Genomic DNA, 18,513 nt, shown 5'->3' on the forward strand with positions numbered 1-18,513 from the left:
AATCGAAGTCTTGTCGAATGGCCTATGAGGTTCAGAAGCGCCCACCTCCCGAGCGGCCGCTGCGGCCTCCGCCGGAGCGACCGCCACTGGAACGACCGCCGCCGAAGCCGGAGCTGCGGAACCCGCCGCCCCCGCTCGACCGCCAGCTGCTGCTCCGAGAGGAGGAGCGGCTGCCGCCCCCACCCCCGCCGGCGAGGAGACCGCCGATGATGCCGCCGAGGATGTCGCCGCCGAGTCCTGAGTTCTGGGATCCGCCGGAGCCCCCGAACGGTCCGCCGCCCCACCCGTCGTAGTCGCGCGAGTTGTACGCGGAGACATCGGCGGACGCGGAGGCGGTGGCCTGGCGGGCGAGATCGAGCGCCCGGGTGGCCTCGGCGAGTGCGGCGTCGGGCGACGTGCCGCGCAGGCTGAGCGCCTGGGTCAGGCTCGCATCGGCCTGCGACAGACGGGTGCGAGCGGTGGAGCCGACCGTTCCGCGGCGGGTCTCGATGAACTCCCGTGCGGTGCGGATCTCGGATCCCGCCTGGGTGAGCGTCTGCTCGAGCATCTGCTGAGCGCGTCGCGTGCGCTCGACGGCCTCTCGGCCCTGTGCGATGGCCGCATCGATCTGGGTGTTCGCGGCGGTCAGGGCGTCGAACGCACGCTGGGGATTGCGGGCGGTTCCGCTGAGGTCGGTCTGTGCGGCCTGCAGATACTGGAGCGTGGTCGACGCGGCGGCCGAGAGCGCCCCGGTCGAGTCCGGAAGTTGCTGTGCGGCGGCGACGTCGGAGTGCAATTCGGCCACGAGCGCCTGCGTCTGCGCCTCGACGGCCGCGAGATCCGAGCCCAGGGCCGTGATCGCCTGTACGAGCTGATTCGCCTGAGCGACGGACTGTTCGGCCGTGCGGATGGCGAATGCCGCTTCGCCCGTGCGGTCCGCCGAGATCGCCTGCGCTGCGGCATCGATGGCATGATCGGCGAGAGCCGCGCGCTCCTGTGCCTGGGCGGGGTTGTCGGCGACGGTGCTCAGGGCGTCACCCGCGTACGTGGTCGACAGCGTCGCCAGCGCCGAAGCCGCTCCGGCGAGGACGGGCGTCAGCGCGGCGCGCTCACGGCGTACCCGCTCGAGTTCCTGCGGAGCGTTCTGCTCGAGCTTGCGCAGGGCGTCGAACGCCTCGGTGTTCGCGTCGAGGACGTCGTCGATCTCGTCGGCGATCTGGATGATCCGGATGTTCCAGGCGCGCTGCTCGTGCACCGTGTCTTCGATCTCGTCGTCGAGCTTCTGTTTGAGGTCGAAGGCCTCCGACAGCTTCGCCTTCGCCTGATCGACGACGGTCGTGAACTCCGCGGTCGCGTTCTCCCCGAACTGGGCGATGGCGAACCCCAACTCCTCGCGACTCGAAGTGATGGCGTCGTCGGCCTGGACGAGCGCGGAACCCGCCTGCGTCTGCACCTGCTCGTCCGTGAGTGTCGAGAACGGATCGGCCGGGTCCGGATGCTCGGGCATCGCCCCGCGCTTGCGGATCGCCGCCGCGCGGCGGCTGCGTCGGACGAGGGCGATCACCAGCCATGCCACGAGAGCGAGCGCGATGAGGCCGGCTACGACCAGGAACGCCTGCAGGGCGCCGGCACCGCCGTCGCCCTGGATCTCGTCTGCGGCGAGCAGCACGGCACCGTCCCAATCGTCCTGCGCGAGCAGCGGCTGGATCTCCTGCTCGATGTCGTCGAGGCGCGAGTTGCTCAGGGGGCCGCCCTCGGCGGCGGAGATGTAATAGCTGCGCTGGTCCGTCGCGATCGCCAGCAGGTACTGGTCGGGGCCGAGGTTGCTGCGCGTCGCGGTGGTGTCCGCCCACTCGACCCGGTCGCTCGGAGAGGTGAACTCGTCGACGAAGACGACGAAGAGATCGGCGGAGGAGTTCTCGGTGAGCTCTTGGAGGCGCTCTTCTACGGCGTCCTTCTCGCTCGAGGTCAAGACCCCCGCGGAGTCGGTCACGTATCCGGAATCGAGCGGGAGGGGGTCGGTCGCGGAGGCGGCGCCCGCAGAGAGCAGACCCGCCGCCGCGACGAGGGCCGCGGCGCTCAGCGCCAGCCACCGTGTCTTCATCGTTCTTCCTCCGACCGGCAGGCGAGCCCCATGTCCCGAGTCTATTCACACCGGCCGACACGCGACAGCATCCTGCGCCGGATCGCCGTTCGCCCTCAGCGGAGACGCATACGCTGGGAGGCATGGACGACAGGTACGGATCGGATGTGCTCGCAGCGGGCTGGCGGGAACGCGGTGCGAAGCAGGTACCGACGGTCGCGGCGGAACTCGATCTCGTCGTCGAGGTCGCCGAGGACGGATACTGCGGCGCGGTCACGCGCGTGCAGGGCGGCAACGTGGAACTCGAGGACTGGAAAGGCCGGAAGCGCCTGTTCCCGCTCGGCGGCGGGTTCCTCCTCGAAGGACAGCCGGTGCGGCTGGCGCCGCCGGCGCCGAAGACGCAGGCGCCGCAGCGCACGGCATCCGGGTCCTTCGCCGTCGGCGACCAGCGCGCGCGCATCGCGCTGCCGAGTCGCATCCTCGTCGAGGGCAAGCACGATGCGGAACTCGTCGAGAAGGTGTGGGGCGCCGACCTCCGCGTCGAGGGCGTCGTGGTCGAGCACCTGCAGGGTGTCGATCTCCTCGACGAGCTGCTCGCCGAGGAGCCGCCGTCCGCGAAGCGGCGGTACGGCGTGCTCGTCGACCACCTCGTCCCCGGCTCGAAGGAGTCGCGGATCGCGGATGCCGTCGCCCGGGGTCCGCACGGGCGTCATGTGCGCATCGTCGGGCATCCGTTCGTCGACGTGTGGCAGTGCGTCACCCCGCGGGCCCTCGGCATCGCGCGTTGGCCCGAGATCCCGCGCGGTATCGACTGGAAGACCGGCATCTGCCGCGCCTTCGGCTGGCCGCACGAGACCCAGGCCGACACCGCACGCGCGTGGCAGCACATCCTGAGCAAGGTGCACTCCTATCGCGACCTCGAGCCGGCGCTGCTCGGCAGGGTGGAGGAGCTCATCGACTTCGTGACGGAACCTGCGGGCTGATCTGCGCGTCGGGCCCGGGGACGCACCCGACTACCCTGGAAGCATGCCCGAACCCCGAACCTTCCGTGACGAGCCGGTGTCCTTCGTGCGCCGGAGCGGGCGGATGTCCGAGGCGCAGGACCGCGCCTTCACCGACCTCGCCCCGCACTACCTGCTCGACGTGCCGCGGGCCGTCGCCTGGACGTCGGTGCACCCGGAGGCCCGCCTCGACGTCGCCGCCGAGTACGGCCGCGACGCTGCCCTGATCGTCGAGATCGGCTCCGGCCAGGGCCACGCGATCGTCGCCGCGGCGGCATCGCGACCGGAAGACGACTTCCTCGCCGTCGAGGTGTTCCGTGCGGGACTCGCCCGAACCATGCTCGACGCGGATCGTGAGGGCGCGAGGAACCTGCGGGTGGTCGAGGCGAACGCGCCCGAGGTCCTCTCGTCGTACCTCCCCGAAGCCTCGGCCGCCGAGACGTGGATCTTCTTCCCCGATCCGTGGCACAAGAAGAAGCACACCAAGCGTCGCCTCGTGCGCCCGGGCTTCGCTGACAACGCGGCGAGGGCTCTCGTCGACGGAGGCCTGCTGCGTCTTGCGACCGACTGGGAGGACTACGCGCTGCAGATGCGCGAGGTGCTGGACGCCGAGCCGCTGTTCGAGCGGGCGTTCGAGGGGGAGTGGGCCGAGCGCTTCGATGGACGCGTCATGACGGCGTTCGAGCGCAAGGGAATCGCGAAGGGGCGCGACATCCGCGACCTCGTCTATCGGCGTCGCCCGCGCTCGTGACCGACGCGCGGAGCGACCTGCGCACGCGGGGCATCGTCCCCGCAGTGTTCGTGTGCGCCGCGGCGCCCGCGTTCTTCGTCGCGGAGATCGCCTGGCTCGGGTGGGTGCTGCTGGCGCTCGGCATCGGTATCGCCTGGGTGATCGAGCGCGGGCGCGTCACGGCGTCCGCTCCGTCGCTCACGCGCGACCTGTCGCTCGTCGCCCTCGGCCTGCTCGTCGTGAGTGTGATCCCGTTGGCGGCCGAACTCGACAACCTGGCGATGTTGCGCTTCACCCTCGCGCTCGGTGGTGCAGTCGCGGTGCCCTACCTCGTGTCGCGCTTCGTCTATCGCGACCGGGCGATCTCGTTCCCCTGGCGGGCGCACCGCCGATGGGGCCGATTGCAGTGGGGCTGGCTCGTCGCCGTTCTGGTGCTCGGCTGGCTGATCCTGCCGTTCTACTTCATCACGAGCGGCGTCTACAGCAACTGGCCCGTCGTGGACACCCCCGATCTGATCGCCCGACTCTTCGTCGGCGTCGGCGCCGTGGGAATCTGGGACGAGTTGTTCTTCATCTGCACCGTATTCGCACTGCTGCGCCGTCACTTCCCGGATGCCGTGGCGAACGTGCTGCAGTCGATCGTGTTCGTATCGTTCCTCTGGGAGCTCGGGTACCGGGAGTGGGGACCGCTCCTGACGATCCCGTTCGCGCTGCTGCAGGGGTTCATCTTCCTGCGCACGCACTCGCTCGCCTACGTGGTGACGGTTCATCTGCTGTTCGACGCCGTCGTGTTCGCGGTTCTCGTGCACGCGCACAACCCCGGACTGCTGCCGATCTTCCTGGTCTGAGTGCGTCGCGTGATGGCGCGGGTCTGCCACAATCGGAAGATGCTCATCGCCGGACTCGTCCTCGCCGCGGCTGCTGCCGCCTTCCACGTCTTCATCTTCGCGCTCGAGTCGCTGAAGTGGACCGAGCCCGAGACCCGCAAGATCTTCGGCGTCGCCAGTGAAGCGGATGCCGTGACGATGAAGCAGCTCGCGTTCAACCAGGGCTTCTACAACCTGTTCCTGGCGCTCACGACCCTCTTCGGCATCGGGTTCACGATGTTCGGGTTCACGGCGATCGGGCTGACCCTGGTCTTCGCCGGTACGGGGATGATGCTCGCTGCGGCTCTCGTGCTGGTGCTGTCGGACCGTACGAAGGCGCGCGCCGCCGCGATGCAGGGCACGCTGCCGCTGCTCGCGGTCGTCGTCACCGCGATCGGCGCGTCGCTCGCCTGAGAATCATCGCTCCGTCCGCGTGAGTCCCTGCAATCATCCGGGCACAGAAGGGCCGGGCCGCCGACATCGGCGACCCGGCCCGCTCCGGTCAGTGCGGTGTCAGAAGCGCAGGAGCACCTTGCCGACACGACCGGGGGTCTTGCTGAGGCGCACGGCATCCGCGATGTCGGCCGCCTCGAACGTGCCGGCGACCGGGAGGGTGAGCGTGCCGTCGGTGACCCGCTGGATCAGCTCCCCGAACAGGGCGCCGCGCGTGGAGGCATCCATGGTCTGGATGACCTTGCTGCCCCAGAAGCCCCTCACCGTCGCCTGCTTGAAGATCACGTCGGATGAGGCGATCTCCATGACGGGGGAGTTCATCGCGCCGAAGGCGACGAGCGTTCCGCCCTCGCCGATCAGCGAGAGCACGTCGCCCGCCGACGATCCGCCGACGGAGTCGACGCCGGCGACGGGAGCGGCGCCACCGGTGAGTGCGGCGGCCTGATCGCGCCAGTCCTCCCGGTCGGTCGCGATGACGTTCTCGATGCCCTGGGCGCGCAGTTCCTCGACGCCGGCCGTGCGGCGGACGAGTCCGAGCACGTTCACTCCGCGCGCGGCGCCGAGCTGGGCGAGCATGCGCCCGACGGCGCCGTTCGCGGCGTTCTGGACGATCCAGTCGCCCTCGTTCACATCGAGGAACTGCAGCAGGCTGATCGTGCTGAACGGCATCGAGACCAGCTGCGCGGCGCTCTCGTCGGACAGGCCGTCCGGCACGGGGATGAGCCCGGCGGCGTTCGCGACGATGTATTCGGCCCAGGCGCCGAACGTGCCGCCGGTGGCGACGCGCTGGCCGACGGTGAGATGCTCGACGCCGTCACCGAGCGCGTCGACGATGCCGAGCGCTTCGGTGCCGGAGGCGGCGGGAAGCTCGGGCTTGAAGCCGTAGGTGCCGCGCACGGTCCACAGGTCGTGGTTGTGGATGGGGGAGAGGACGACGCGGAGGCGGACCTGGCCGGGGGCGGGCTCGGGAACGGGCCGCTTCTCGACGGCGAGCACGTCCTCGGCTTCGCCGAAGGCGTGGTGGATGAGTGCGTGCATGGCGTGCTCCTTCGGGGGTCAGTCGTCGGAGACGGTGATGGTGACGTCGATGTTGCCGCGCGTCGCGTTGGAGTACGGGCACACCTGGTGCGCGGCACCCGCGAGCGCCTGCGCCTGCTCGTGCGGGAGGGTCGGGATGACGACCTCGAGCTCGACGGCGAGGCCGAACCCGCCCTGGCCGTTGGAGCCGATGTGCACGCGGGCGCCGACCGAGGAGTCCTCGATCTGGACCTTCTGCGCGCGGGCGACGGACTGCAGCGCCGAGTGGAAGCAGGCGGCGTAGCCGGCGGCGAAGAGCTGCTCGGGGTTCGCGCCGTCGCCGCTCCCGCCCATCGCCTTCGGGATGGCGAGATCGAACTCGACGCGACGGTCGTCGGTCGCGACGTGTCCGTTGCGTCCGGCGCCCGTCGCGAGTGCTTCGGCGGTGTAGAGAGCTTCCATGGGGGTGTTTCCTTCCGGGAGGGTGGTCATTCGGAGCCGCGGTCGCGTGCGGCGCCGGCGGGAGTCGGGGTGGATGCCTGGAGCAGGCGCGTCAGCTCGTGGAGCTCGGCGATGAGACGGCGCCGGTGTTCGTCGTCGCGGATGCCGGAGAACCCGGCGACCTCGGCCGGGATCGTCGCGAGGTCGCCCCGCAGGGTCTGACCCTCGGCGGTGAGCTGCACCGTCACGACCCGCTCGTCGTCGGAGCTGCGCTGCTTGCGCACGAGGCCCGCCTGCTCGAGGCGGCGCACGAGCGGGGAGAGCGTGCCGGAATCGAGCTGCATCGCCTCGCCGAGCGAGCCGATCGTCTGCTCTCCCTCGTGCCAGAGGATCGCGAGCACCAGGTACTGCGGGTAGGTCAGACCCCATGGGGCGAGGAGCGCGCGGTACGCCTGCGTCGTCGCACGGGCGGCGGAGTACAGCGAGAAGCACACCATCTCATCGGTCACGGCCATGAAGTGAGTATTGCACGCAATTCAATTGTGCACAAGCCAACTCGGTGGCTGCTCCCGTGGCGCGGTCGCGCCGCGCAGGATGCGGGCGAACGCGGTGATGAGGAAGAGCTGGCCGGTGACCGCCTCGACGACGGCGATCGTCTGCCCGGCGGTGGTCTCGGGAACGAGGTTTCCGTACCCGGTCGTCGTCAGCGTCGTGAACGAGAAGAACAGTTGGTGGGCGAGGGAATCCTCGTGGGCTTCGCCGAACACCGGATGAGGGGAGAGCAGGCCGAGCAGGTTGAAGGCGAAGGCGAAGGCGATCTCTACGAGCGCGTATGCCGTGATCGCCGCGAGGAGAGCCTCGAGTTTCAGACCTCGACGACAGATCTGGTGCGCGATGATCGCGACGGGAGCGATGAGGAGCGCCACGAGCATCGCTGCGGAGAGACCGATGTCGAGGAGCAGCTGATCGGTGCCCGAGAACACCGCGACGACCGCCCCCACTCCGGCGACCGAGAGGATCACCCAGCTCTTGCGTTGAAGCACGGCGTTCGCCCCGGTGATGCGGAAGACCACGGCGACGGTCGCCAGGATGAGCATGAATGCGATCGGGCTCGGGTTCGTCGACTGCTGGGTGGCGGAGAGGCCGTACGAGACCACGAGAAGGGCGAGCACACCGCAGTAGCCGATATCGCCCTCGCTCGGCCGGCGTCGGCCGTCTCCCTCGACCTCGTCGTGGCTCGACACGCCGCCAGTATGGCACCGCGCTCACGGCGCATCCACCGTCGGTTCACCTCTGCAGGGTCTCGCTCACCCAGCGCGCGTACTGGTGCCACGGGGCACCCGCGCGACGCAGACCCCGCGTGTGCGCTTCGAGCGGGGCGCAGAAGGTGAACCACTCGCCGGCCTCGCGCCACTCGGCGAACTCCCCGTGCCGCTGCTGTTCGAGAGCACGGTCACCTCGCTCGAATGCGAGCAGTTCGTCGTGGCGGATGCGTGCGAGTCGCTGTCGAGGGTTCGCGCTCGTGCCGATCTTCACCCGTCGCTCGTAGCGGAGGTAGTAGACGACGTCGACGCGTGGGCGCGGAAGATCGTCGTCGGGAACGTCGCCGTACCGCCAGCCGCAGATCGCGCACAGCCAGCGGCCGTCCTTCCGCTCGCCGTCGCCCCCGCCGCAGAGGAGGCAGGGCCCGGGGAGAGGAGAGAGGCGGATCATATTCGCAGGCTAGACGCCGCCTCCGACACGGCCGCGGTACACCTTCGCCGTCGGAACCCGCAAGGGGTGACGCTCGCGGGGCCGGGTGTGACAGGTTGGGCGCATGTTGCGAGACGGGAGAAACGCATGAGCACTGCGGCCGATCCGGCACCGCCCACGGCATCCATCCCCATCCTCACCCAGGAGCCGTTCCCCGACACCCCGGGCAGCCCCGCGCCCGAGTGGTTCAAGACCGCCGTGTTCTACGAGGTCCTGGTCCGCTCGTTCAAGGACGGCGACGGAGACGGGTCGGGTGATTTCCGCGGATTGATCGACAAGCTCGACTACTTGCAGTGGCTCGGCGTCGACTGCCTCTGGATCCCGCCGTTCTTCCCCTCCCCGCTGCGCGACGGCGGATACGACGTCGCCGACTACACGGGCATCCAGTCCGATCTCGGCACCACCGCGGACTTCCAGGAGTTCCTCGACGCGGCCCATGCGCGCGACATGCGCGTGATCATCGACTTCGTCATGAACCACACCAGCGACGAGCATCCGTGGTTCCAGGCGAGCCGCACCGATCCCGACGGACCCTACGGCGATTTCTACGTGTGGAGCGACACCGACGACCTCTACCAGGACGCGCGGATCATCTTCGTCGACACCGAGCCGAGCAACTGGACCTGGGATCCCGTGCGACAGCAGTACTTCTGGCACCGGTTCTTCTCGCACCAGCCCGACCTCAACTTCGACAACCCGAAGGTGCACGAGGCGATGATCGACGCCATGCGGTTCTGGCTCGACATGGGCCTCGACGGTTTCCGCCTCGACGCCGTCCCGTACCTCTACGAAAGACCGGGGACCAACGGCGAGAACCTGCCGGAGACGCACGACTTCCTCAAGAAGGTGCGGCGGATCGTCGACGACGAGTACCCCGGTCGTGTGTTGCTCGCGGAAGCGAACCAGTGGCCGGCCGACGTCGTCGACTATTTCGGCGACCCGGATGTCGGCGGCGACGAGTGCCACATGTGCTTCCATTTCCCCGTCATGCCGCGGATCTTCATGGCGGTGCGGCGGGAGTCCCGGTACCCGATCAGCGAGATCCTCGCGGAGACGCCGTCGATCCCGTCCGGCTGCCAGTGGGGGATCTTCCTGCGCAACCACGACGAGCTCACCCTCGAGATGGTCACGGACGAGGACCGGGACTACATGTGGAGCGAGTACGCCCAGGATCCCCGAATGAAGGCCAACATCGGCATCCGTCGTCGCCTCGCGCCGCTGCTCGACAACGACATCGACCGGATCGAGTTGTTCACGGGGCTGCTCCTGTCACTGCCCGGATCACCGGTGCTGTACTACGGCGACGAGATCGGGATGGGCGACAACATCTGGCTCGGCGACCGCGACGGCGTGCGCACTCCCATGCAGTGGACCTCCGACCGCAACGCGGGCTTCTCGACCGCCAACCCCGGACGCCTCTCGCGTCCGATCGTGCAGGACCCCGTCTACGGGTATCTCGCGGTGAACGTCGAGGCGCAGCAGGAGGACAGGTCGTCGCTGCTGCACTGGACGCGGCTGATGATCCACGCTCGCAAGAAGCATCCGGCGTTCGGGCTCGGCAGCTTCAACGATCTCGGGGGATCGAATCCCGCCGTCCTGTCGTACACGCGCGAGCACACCAACGACGACGGCACGGTCGACGTCATCCTCTGCGTCAACAACCTGTCGCAGTTCCCGCAGCCGGTCGAGCTCGACCTCCGTCGCTTCGAGGGGATGGTGCCGGTCGAACTGGTGGGCGGCGTGCCCTTCCCCCGCGTCGGCGAGCTGCCGTACCTGCTGACTCTCGGCGGGCACGGGTTCTTCTGGTTCCAGCTGCAGGAACCCGCCGACGATGCCGACGATCGGGGGATGCTGTGAACGTCATCGCTCCGGAGGTGCTCGAGGACTACCTCGTGCGGACCCGCTGGTTCGCCGGGAAGAGCCGGCCGTTCCGTGTATCACAGGTGCGGCGGATCGCGGACCTCGACGGGTCGGACCGGGGTGTCCGGGTGGCGGTCTTCCTCGTGACGGTCGACTACTCCGACGGCGAGGGTGGGAACGAGACATATCAGGTGCCGCTGTCGCTCTACGACGAGCCGCAGGAGGCGATCGCCCACGCGTTCATCGGAGCGGCCGACGAAGAGGGGCGCATCACGCACGTCTACGATGCCGTGCACGATCGCTACGCCATGGCGCTCTGGACCAGCGGTCTCGTGGCGGCGGAGGAGAGCGGGGTCGTCGAGCGTGGCGGGCTGCGGTTCCACCGCGTGCCGGGGACCGAGCCGCTGGATCCGCGCCTGCGTGCGTCTCCGCTGAGCGGCGAGCAGTCGAATTCCTCGATCCGCTTCGACGACATCGCGATCATGAAGGTGTTCCGCAAGGTGACGCCGGGGGCGAACCCCGACATCGAGATCCACCGGGAACTCACGCGCGAGCACTCCGAGCACGTCGCCGCGCTCTACGGGTGGGTCGAGACCGACGTCGACGGGGAGACCGTGCAGCTCGCGATGGTCCAGGAATTCCTGCGCACCGCATCCGACGGATTCGAACTGGCGATCGGGAGCGTGCGATCACTGCTCTCCGACCCGTCGCAGAGCGTCGAGGAGTCGGGAGCCGACTTCGCCGGCGAAGCCGCCCGCCTGGGCGCCGCGGTCGCCGAGGTGCACGCGGCGCTCCGTGCCCGGTTCCCCTCCGAGACGCGGGATGCCGCTGCCGCGCGTTCTCTGGCTCGTGCTCTGGAGGAGCGCCTCGATCACGCCCTCGGTGTCGTGCCGGAACTCGCGCCGTTCGCGGAGCGTCTGCGTGCGACGTACGGCGCGGTCGCTGTCCTCGGCAGTCTCGCCGTGCAGCGCGTCCACGGCGACCTCCACCTGGGGCAGACATTGCGCACCGCGCACGGCTGGCGCATCGTCGACTTCGAGGGCGAGCCGGGGCGACCGTTCGCGGACCGCTCGCTCCCGGATTCGCCGTGGCGCGACGTCGCCGGGATGCTGCGATCCTTCGACTACGTGCCCGGCACGGTCGCCCTCGCGCAGACGGGGGAGGAGGCATCCGAGCCCGATCCCGAAGACGACCTGCGTGCCGAACGCGCCCGCGAGTGGGCGCGTCGCGCCCGCGGGCACTTCCTCGACGCCTATGTCGCCGCGCTCTGCCGCACCGAATCGGTGGGGGCGGATGCCGCGGCCCCCGGTGAGGAGGAGCGCATCCTCGCCGACAACCGCACGCTCCTCGACGCGTACGTCGCCGACAAGGCCGTCTACGAGGCGGTCTACGAGAAGCGCAACCGTCCCGCGTGGATCGCGATCCCGCTCGCCGCGCTCGCCGACGTCGTCTGACGCCGGGGCCGGTGCGCCGACGCCGCAGGATCAGGATGCCGAGAGAACCGAGAGGACGTTGCCAGCCGGGTCCGTGAACCAGGCGATGTCCGGCCCGCGATCGGGTCCGCCGTGCATGATGCCCTTGGCGTCGGTGCCCATCTCATCGTCGTAGATCTTCGTCACCACGCCACGGGCATTCAGGTCGTCGACGGCCGCTTCGACGTCGTCCACGGGGAAGTTGAGGATCGTGAAGCTCGCCGGCGTGTGGTCGGGCTTCGCGTAGACGAGGATCGAGCCGCCGTCGGGAAGACGGATGTCGAGGAAACCCATCGCATTGGTCGTGACGTCCAACCCGAGGGTGTCGCCGTAGAAGGTGCGGGCTGCATCGATCGAGTCGACGCTGAACCCGCTGAAAGGGTGCGTGATCTGGAATCCGGTCATGGGATCAGCATGCGCTCGCCGCGGGACGGTGTCCAGGGTTGTCTGCTCCGCTCAGAGGAATCAGACCCCGGAGGAATCGTCGTGCTCCCGGCCGCCGGGGATCTGGAGCAACCGGCGTCGAACGACACCGCCGAGCCAGAGCAGGGCGGAACCGCGTCGCGCGTCGAACTTCGGCGCGTGCGTCCAGACGTCCACGTAAACGCCCTGCAGTACCGCCTCCGCCACGATGGGGTCGCCGACCGTTCGTCGGATGAGGCCGAACACTCTTCCGGCCGTGCCGTCATACAGTTCTGCGAGCGCGAGCCGGTCTCCCGTCGCCACCCTCGTCAGGACGTCGTCGGCCGTGGCCCAGGGGTCATCTTCACTCGCTCGGGTCGGAGGCGCGAGGGTGGTCATGACTCGAGGGTGCCACGATCCGCCGGAGACTCCCGGGCGCTTGTGTGAGCTCTGCGTGCATGGTAGGCCCATGGCCATCACGCAGAAGAGCCGCCTGTGATCAGGCGGCTCTTCTGATACGCGTGGGTTGTACGCGGATGGTGTTTTGCCGCGTGATTCCGGGGGATTTGGCGTGGCTCACGGATGTCGATCCTCCATGACCTCCGTCATCGCGTCGCCCACGATGCTCCGGGCTGCGCCCCGTGCCTCTCGCATCTTTCGAGTCTCGCAGGTACTCGCGAACCGTCATCGTCGCCATGGCCGCACCTCTCACTAGGCCCCCATCACTTGTACGCCGGGAACCCGCGCTACGGAAGGCCTCACGCGCCGGGACATGCTCCGAGAGCGTTTTAGGCGCGGGAGGCTCAGTTCTGCGCTACTGCCATCGAGGATGACGACGCCTCACATCAACACAAGGAGCGCCGCTTTGACTTAGCTAGTTAGCCTAGTAATCTAGTCGACATGTCTATTGTTATCTCTCGACGGTTGCAGGCTGAGCTTCCGCAAGACGGTATGCCCGTCTCATCCCGCTCTGCTGTGGGGCGACGCAGCGGGATGCTTCGGCCTGCGCGACTTGAGAGCGGGTTTGTGGCTGCCTCGGCTGCAGGAGTCGGTGCGATGGCACTCTTCTTTTCCGGGGTGGCGATTCTGGCGATGGGATGACACCTCGAAAGCTGCTTTCGACGGTGCGAGCGACCATGCCCGCACTCGCGGCCGCTGTGGCTGTTGTCACGATCACCTCGGTCTCATCGATGTTGCTGGTGGGCTACGCCGGCTGACCTACTCAGCGAAAAGGAGAAGAAATGCGTCCTCGGAGAGATTCGTCCAGCTCGGATGTGGTTCCCACTGCGGAGGAGAGCGAGTTCGGTCGCTGGCTCGCGCTCATCAACGGGGGTGAGTGAGGATGTCCGTTGTTGACAGCTCCTCGGCGATTTGGACATCCGTTGCATCGACGACCGTGCTCGACGTGACGAAAGCGGTCGAGCGGGTGCGGCTTGCGGAGGACCAGCTGGCCCGGCGTCGGCACGCGTCCTGTGGCCCCAGTCCTCTGCTAAGGGAGATCACGCGGCTCATCGCCGAGGCAGATCACCGTCACGAAGCGATCACCCCGAGTGACCTCGCCAACGAACTGCAGGTCACCACGGCTGCCATCACGAAAGCGATTGAGAAGCTCGAGACGGCTCGCGTCATCACGACGCAACGCAATCCCGCAGACAGTCGCTCCAAGCTCCTCGTGCCCCTCCGCCGAATCGACCCGACGGAAGGGTTGGATGCGACTGCGCTGGCGGTTCACGAACGAGCCGCCCAGCTGTCTCCCGAGGAAGCAGCGTCCATCGTCACATTCCTCGAAGAGGTGGCAGACCTCATCACTCGAGAGTGCCGGGACTGATGGCACCACGAGCCGTGCCGCTCCGGGCTATCACGCGTTTTACGACGACTGAGCTCTGAACCACTGACTCAGTTCGCGCAACGCGCGCAGCGCAGCCGCATCGGCGGCGTTGTCGATGGAGTCGAGGTCGTTGAACGCGACACGGAAACCGATAGGCATCGATCCGGGTTCGAAGTCTTCAGAAACGTAGCCCATCGTCCAATGTGGGAAATGCCGAGTGGTGTATCTGTCGTCGATGATCACACGCACTCCAGTGTGCCGAGGATCTGAGGCTATGCGCTCGATGAGAGCACGCACCTCCCTCTCGTCGCCTTCGAGGTACTGAACGAATCGACCTCGCCGGTACAGCAACACACCGGTGATGCCCGCCTTCTCGTTCCTGTCTCGAGCGTGGACGAGGAGAGCCTCCAGATCTTCATCGTCGAAGACTGTCGTCTCTGCGCTGGTATATACAACGGAGTAAACGAAGGGGCCCAGCGAATCGGTCATGGACAAAGATTACGGCCACGCCCCCAAGGTTGCGCGACGGAGCCCAGCGCATGCGACCGCCGTGTCTACCGACTGACGAAGCTCAGAAGTGCAAGCCCCAAACGGTGAGCGGCTTCTTGCCGTAGCTTGGGCGAATGCCAGAGCGCGATTCGTTTGAGCTGATCAATCCCGTCACCCAGTACGAGCGGGTCGAACCGCCTCTGCAGCACCAATCTGAACCTGGAGTACAGGCTGAGATGACGCCGGTGCCCGATCTCGGTGAAGATACGTATAGAGGGTCCGGGCGATTGTCAGGACGCAAAGCTCTCATCACTGGTGGTGATTCGGGGATCGGCGCGGCCGTGGCAATTGCGTTCGCTCGCGAGGGTGCGGACGTCGTCATTTCGCATCTCCCCGGGGAGGAAGAGGATGCGGCGCGCGTCCTTGGGGCTATCGGCGCCGCTGGCCGACGGGGAAGAGCCGTCGTTGCGGATCTTTCTGAAGCCGCGCAGTGTCGTGAGCTCGTGGCTGTGGCTGCGGAATTCCTTGACGGTCTGGACATCCTGGTGAACAACGCTGGTAAGCAGGTTGCCGTAGATCGGGTGGAGAACCTCTCCGACGAGCAGTTCGAGAACACCTTCCGCGTCAACGTCTTCGCGAACTTCTGGGTCACCAAGGCCGCTCTGGCCCACCTTCAGGCTGGAGCGAGCATCGTCAATACTGCCTCGCTCGAGGCTTACAAGCCCTCTCCCGACAGGATCGACTATGCGGCGACGAAGGCTGCGGTCAACAACTTGTCAAAGGGGCTTTCCCTCCAACTCGCGTCGCGCGGCATTCGCGTGAACGTGGTGGCGCCTGGACCCGTCTGGACGGCCCTTCAAGTGTCGGGAGGAGTCTCGGACGAGCAGATGCGGAACTTCGATGATGAGAACACCTATCAGCGTGCTGGCCAGCCCGCAGAGCTCGCGCCAGCTTACGTCTACCTGGCATCGCCCGAGTCGGGATATGTCTCGGGAGCGACGTTGAACGTCAACGGGGGAATGGTCACGCCATGACTGGTTCACGGTGCACTATCGTGTTCCTGCCCGGCCTTGGACTCGACCGAACTGCCGCGGGGTCGGTCATGAATTCGCTCGACGAGCGGTTCGATTTGGTCGTGGTCGAACTGCCCGGGCACGGGGACGCACCTGATGCCGGTGACGGATCGGTGGCCTCTCAGGTGGACTCCGCCATCGCAGCCATCGAGTCGAAGGTCGACGGCGGACCCTGGATGCTCTGTGCGCACAGTATGGGCGGTAAGGTCGCGGCTGGGATCGCCGCGCGTGTCCGTGACGGACACGCTCCGCTGTTTGGCCTGATGGGCGCGGTTCTACTCGCCCCATCGCCACCCACCCCTGAGCCGATGCCGGACTCGAAACGGGACCAGATGCTCGCCTGGGTCGATGGCGGGCGTATTGCCGAGGCGGATGCACACACCTTCGTGGACGACAACGTCGGCGCGACCCTGCCTGGGGTGGTGCAGGAGGCGGTCGTGCGATCTGTGAGGGCGATGTCGCCGGTCGCTTGGAGACGCTGGCTCGAGCAGGGCAGCACCGAGGATATTTCGTCCGAAGTCGGCATCCTCGACCTGCCGTGCACCGTGCTCGGCGGGGACCAGGACGAGCTCCTGGGTGCCGAGGCACAGCCGGGGTTGATATCGAACGTCTACCCGCGTGCACGCTTCGTGGCCTTGCCGGGTGCCGGACACCTACTGTCTTACGAACGCCCGTCCGAGGTGGCGCGAGCTATCAGCGAGCTGTGGGGCGAGATCTCCACGCACAGCGCGCTCGTACCGCCCGAATGGGGACTCGTCATCGCCTCGCAGCGCACCTCCCCGAAGGTACGCAGTGCTCTTGCTCGCCGAGCACTACCCGACGACCCGCAGTATCGCCCTCGCGTCCTCAGCGCCGCGCACCTCGACCTGCTCCGGCACATCGCCGACCGCCTCGTCCCGCAGCCCGACGGCGGACGCATCGACCTCGCGGCGCGTGTCGACACCGACCTGGCAACTGGAGGAGGAGACGGATGGCGACCCGCAGGGGCTCTCTCTGACGTCGAGGCGTACCAGGCGGGTTTGGATGCCCTGGCGACCGCCTGGCCGGAAAACCCCGATGAACAAGACGCACTGATCCGCGGCATCATGGACGGTTGTGGAGTCGTCGGTAGCGCCCTGACGGCCGACGAGATGCGTCGCTGGTTCGAGGACGTGCGCGTTGACGTGATTCGAGAGTGGCTCACACATCCCGCATCTCTGGCGCGGGTCGGCTACGACGGATTCGCGACGGGGGCAGAGGACGTCGACTTTGCCGGCTACCGAGACCTCGCCGCAGGCGCCCGGGACGAGTGGGAGCCCTCCGATCTCGGAGTCAGTTCGACTCCTGACCTCATCGTGGGTGCGACGGAGGAGGACGCGGCATGAACCTGGACACGATGAGGACGTACTCCCTCGACGAAGCTGTCGATGTCGTAGTCGTCGGGACGGGCGCAGGAGGCGCCCCGCTGCTGGCGCGATTGGCCGAACGCGGTCTGCGCGTCGTAGCCCTCGAAGCTGGCCCCAACCACGACCCTGCCGATTACACCCCAGACGAGATCGATGCCACCGCCATCAACTGGATGTCGAGCCGCTTCAGCGGCGGTGACACCCCGACAGCATTCGGCCCGAACAACAGCGGGTTCGGGGTCGGCGGCGGCACGGTGCACTGGGGGGCTTTTACCCCTCGACCAGATGCACGCGACCTGCGGTTGCGTACCGAGACGGGTGTCGGCCGCGACTGGCCTGTCGATCATTCCGAACTCATCCGCTACATCGAAGAGGTCGAGGCGTACATCGGGGTTTCCGGTCCGACTCCCTACCCATGGGACCCATCGCGCCACTACCAGTACGAGCCGCCGCAGCGGAACGCGCCGGCCGATCTCATGGCGACAGGAACGGCCGCGCTCGGCATCCGATCTGCAGACGCACCCGCTGCGATCATCACCCGAGACCGGCAGCAACCGCACCACGGGCTCCGACACGCGACCACGAATGTCGGCTCAATCCATCAAGGAGAGAGACACGGCGCAAAGGCCACCACCGCGATCACCTACCTTCCTGCCGCCGTCGCTGCCGGGGCAGAAATCCGACCGGACGCCGTAGTACACACCATCGAGCGCGACGCACGCGGTCAGGTGAGCGCTGTCGTGTACCGAAAGGACGGGACCGATCACCGACAGCGCTGCGCTGCGCTCGTGCTGGCGGGTGGCGGCATCGAGACCCCCCGGCTGCTGCTGCACAACGGCATCGCCAACTCCAGCGGACAAGTCGGACGCAACTTCCTCGCACACGGCGCCGTACAAGTGTGGGGACGTTTCGACGAGCAGATCCGCGGTTACCGAGGCTATCCGTCGGCGCTCATCACCGAAGACTTCCTGCGCCCGGAAGACGCGGACTTCGCTGGCGGATACTTGTTGCAGAGTCTCGGCGTGATGCCCTTCACCTACGCCACGACCCTCGTACGCGGCGGCGCGCTGTGGGGACCAGAGCTCATGCAGGACCTAGATACGTCGCGCTACAGCGCCGGCATCGGAATGAACGCCGAATGCCTACCCTCCGACGCCAATCTGCTGGAGCTGTCACCGGAGATGGACGAATGGGGCATACCCCGCGCGAGCATCTCGTTCTCGCAGGGCGCGAACGAGGAGGCACTCGACCAACACGCCATTAAAACCATGACAGCCATCCTCGAGGCCGCAGGAGCGCGCAGCACGCGGGTGCTCGCGCGCACCGCGCATACCCTCGGGACGTGTCGAATGAGCGACAATCCCGCCGACGGCGTGGTCGACGGCAATGGTCGCTCGCATGACGTCGACAACCTCTGGGTGTGCGACAACTCGACGTTCCCCTCCGCACTCGCCGCCAACCCCGGACTGACCCAGATGGCCTTGTCATTACGTACCGCCGACCGCCTACTTGCCGCGGGGCAGTCGGATCGATGACGCGAACATGATCGCTCGAGCGCTACGGCGGGCTCTCAACTTCGGACTATCTCGGACCCACTGACCCCCGCCAATATTCTGAGCTGGGACGGGTCGCCACACCGACGTTTTGTGCCGCGGAACTTGCAACGGTTTCCCGGTCAATTA

19 protein-coding genes are annotated in these 18,513 nt (G+C 67.5%); 10 read left to right on the top strand and 9 right to left on the bottom strand.

The features are described 5' to 3' along the window. Positions 1-31: 31 nt before the first annotated feature. Positions 32-2,083, bottom strand: a complete 2,052-nt coding sequence (locus ACFY9N_RS06430) for a TPM domain-containing protein (protein WP_391477527.1) — start codon at positions 2,081-2,083, stop codon at positions 32-34. Between the two features lie 122 nt (positions 2,084-2,205). Between ACFY9N_RS06430 and ACFY9N_RS06435 the strand changes: the two genes are divergently transcribed. The 4 genes from ACFY9N_RS06435 to ACFY9N_RS06450 are packed head-to-tail and all read left to right on the top strand — an operon-like array spanning position 2,206 to position 5,073. After that, on the top strand, positions 2,206-3,045 hold the full coding sequence (locus ACFY9N_RS06435; protein WP_391477528.1) for a DUF3097 domain-containing protein: 840 nt from the start codon (positions 2,206-2,208) through the stop codon (positions 3,043-3,045). Positions 3,046-3,088: 43 nt separating this feature from the next. Further along, positions 3,089-3,814 (top strand): tRNA (guanosine(46)-N7)-methyltransferase TrmB, encoded by a 726-nt coding sequence (trmB, locus tag ACFY9N_RS06440; RefSeq protein WP_391477529.1) that lies wholly within the window; start codon positions 3,089-3,091, stop codon positions 3,812-3,814. Then, positions 3,811-4,641 carry a CPBP family intramembrane glutamic endopeptidase gene (locus tag ACFY9N_RS06445; protein WP_391477530.1) on the top strand — a complete coding sequence of 277 codons (831 nt, stop codon included), beginning with the start codon at positions 3,811-3,813 and terminating at the stop codon, positions 4,639-4,641. The genes trmB and ACFY9N_RS06445 overlap by 4 nt, the downstream gene beginning before the upstream one ends. Before the next feature lie 39 nt (positions 4,642-4,680). Beyond that, on the top strand, positions 4,681-5,073 hold the full coding sequence (locus ACFY9N_RS06450; protein WP_391477532.1) for a DUF1304 domain-containing protein: 393 nt from the start codon (positions 4,681-4,683) through the stop codon (positions 5,071-5,073). Between the two features lie 99 nt (positions 5,074-5,172). On the opposite strand, the gene ACFY9N_RS06455 is transcribed toward ACFY9N_RS06450, so the two are convergent. From ACFY9N_RS06455 to ACFY9N_RS06475, 5 genes are read right to left on the bottom strand one after another with little or no spacing between them, the layout of a single operon-like run. Then, a complete protein-coding gene (locus ACFY9N_RS06455; protein WP_391477533.1) occupies positions 5,173-6,150 on the bottom strand; it encodes a zinc-binding dehydrogenase in 978 nt (325 codons plus the stop codon). Positions 6,151-6,168: 18 nt separating this feature from the next. Then, positions 6,169-6,591, bottom strand: coding sequence for an organic hydroperoxide resistance protein (locus tag ACFY9N_RS06460; protein WP_391477535.1), 423 nt, complete (start codon positions 6,589-6,591; stop codon positions 6,169-6,171). A gap of 26 nt (positions 6,592-6,617) precedes the next feature. Then, complete coding sequence (locus ACFY9N_RS06465; RefSeq protein ID WP_391477536.1) at positions 6,618-7,085, bottom strand: MarR family winged helix-turn-helix transcriptional regulator; 468 nt, start codon at positions 7,083-7,085, stop codon at positions 6,618-6,620. A 21-nt stretch (positions 7,086-7,106) separates the two neighbouring features. Further along, positions 7,107-7,814 (bottom strand): ion channel, encoded by a 708-nt coding sequence (locus ACFY9N_RS06470; protein ID WP_391477538.1) that lies wholly within the window; start codon positions 7,812-7,814, stop codon positions 7,107-7,109. A 43-nt stretch (positions 7,815-7,857) separates the two neighbouring features. After that, positions 7,858-8,283 (bottom strand): GIY-YIG nuclease family protein, encoded by a 426-nt coding sequence (locus ACFY9N_RS06475; protein WP_391477539.1) that lies wholly within the window; start codon positions 8,281-8,283, stop codon positions 7,858-7,860. 126 nt (positions 8,284-8,409) lie between these two features. On the opposite strand from ACFY9N_RS06475, the gene treS reads away from it, so the two are divergent. Both treS and ACFY9N_RS06485 read left to right on the top strand, forming a co-directional pair. Next, positions 8,410-10,179: a maltose alpha-D-glucosyltransferase gene (gene treS / locus ACFY9N_RS06480; protein WP_391477541.1), complete on the top strand. Its 1,770-nt coding sequence runs from the start codon at positions 8,410-8,412 to the stop codon at positions 10,177-10,179. Next, positions 10,176-11,636 carry an aminoglycoside phosphotransferase gene (locus ACFY9N_RS06485; protein WP_391477542.1) on the top strand — a complete coding sequence of 487 codons (1,461 nt, stop codon included), beginning with the start codon at positions 10,176-10,178 and terminating at the stop codon, positions 11,634-11,636. The genes treS and ACFY9N_RS06485 overlap by 4 nt, the downstream gene beginning before the upstream one ends. 30 nt (positions 11,637-11,666) lie before the next feature. On the opposite strand, the gene ACFY9N_RS06490 is transcribed toward ACFY9N_RS06485, so the two are convergent. Together ACFY9N_RS06490 and ACFY9N_RS06495 are read right to left on the bottom strand one after the other, a co-directional pair. Further along, complete coding sequence (locus tag ACFY9N_RS06490; protein ID WP_391477543.1) at positions 11,667-12,059, bottom strand: VOC family protein; 393 nt, start codon at positions 12,057-12,059, stop codon at positions 11,667-11,669. A 60-nt stretch (positions 12,060-12,119) separates the two neighbouring features. Further along, complete coding sequence (locus ACFY9N_RS06495) at positions 12,120-12,455, bottom strand: sigma factor (protein ID WP_391477544.1); 336 nt, start codon at positions 12,453-12,455, stop codon at positions 12,120-12,122. Between the two features lie 943 nt (positions 12,456-13,398). Here ACFY9N_RS06495 and ACFY9N_RS06500 point away from each other — a divergent pair. Beyond that, positions 13,399-13,884: a MarR family transcriptional regulator gene (locus ACFY9N_RS06500; protein ID WP_391477546.1), complete on the top strand. Its 486-nt coding sequence runs from the start codon at positions 13,399-13,401 to the stop codon at positions 13,882-13,884. 39 nt (positions 13,885-13,923) lie between these two features. Here the strand turns inward: ACFY9N_RS06500 and ACFY9N_RS06505 are convergent, their stop codons facing one another. Further along, positions 13,924-14,373, bottom strand: a complete 450-nt coding sequence (locus ACFY9N_RS06505) for a BLUF domain-containing protein (protein WP_391477547.1) — start codon at positions 14,371-14,373, stop codon at positions 13,924-13,926. Positions 14,374-14,507: 134 nt separating this feature from the next. On the opposite strand from ACFY9N_RS06505, the gene ACFY9N_RS06510 reads away from it, so the two are divergent. From ACFY9N_RS06510 to ACFY9N_RS06520, 3 genes are read left to right on the top strand one after another with little or no spacing between them, the layout of a single operon-like run. After that, positions 14,508-15,407, top strand: a complete 900-nt coding sequence (locus tag ACFY9N_RS06510) for an SDR family oxidoreductase (RefSeq protein WP_391477549.1) — start codon at positions 14,508-14,510, stop codon at positions 15,405-15,407. After that, complete coding sequence (locus ACFY9N_RS06515; RefSeq protein WP_391477550.1) at positions 15,404-16,810, top strand: alpha/beta fold hydrolase; 1,407 nt, start codon at positions 15,404-15,406, stop codon at positions 16,808-16,810. The genes ACFY9N_RS06510 and ACFY9N_RS06515 overlap by 4 nt, the downstream gene beginning before the upstream one ends. After that, complete coding sequence (locus ACFY9N_RS06520) at positions 16,807-18,366, top strand: GMC oxidoreductase (protein ID WP_391477551.1); 1,560 nt, start codon at positions 16,807-16,809, stop codon at positions 18,364-18,366. The genes ACFY9N_RS06515 and ACFY9N_RS06520 overlap by 4 nt, the downstream gene beginning before the upstream one ends. The last annotated feature ends 147 nt before the right edge of the window (positions 18,367-18,513 follow it).

The sequence above is a fragment of the Microbacterium sp. NPDC008134 genome (assembly GCF_042957055.1).
In the GTDB taxonomy this organism is placed as follows: Bacteria; Actinomycetota; Actinomycetes; order Actinomycetales; family Microbacteriaceae; genus Microbacterium.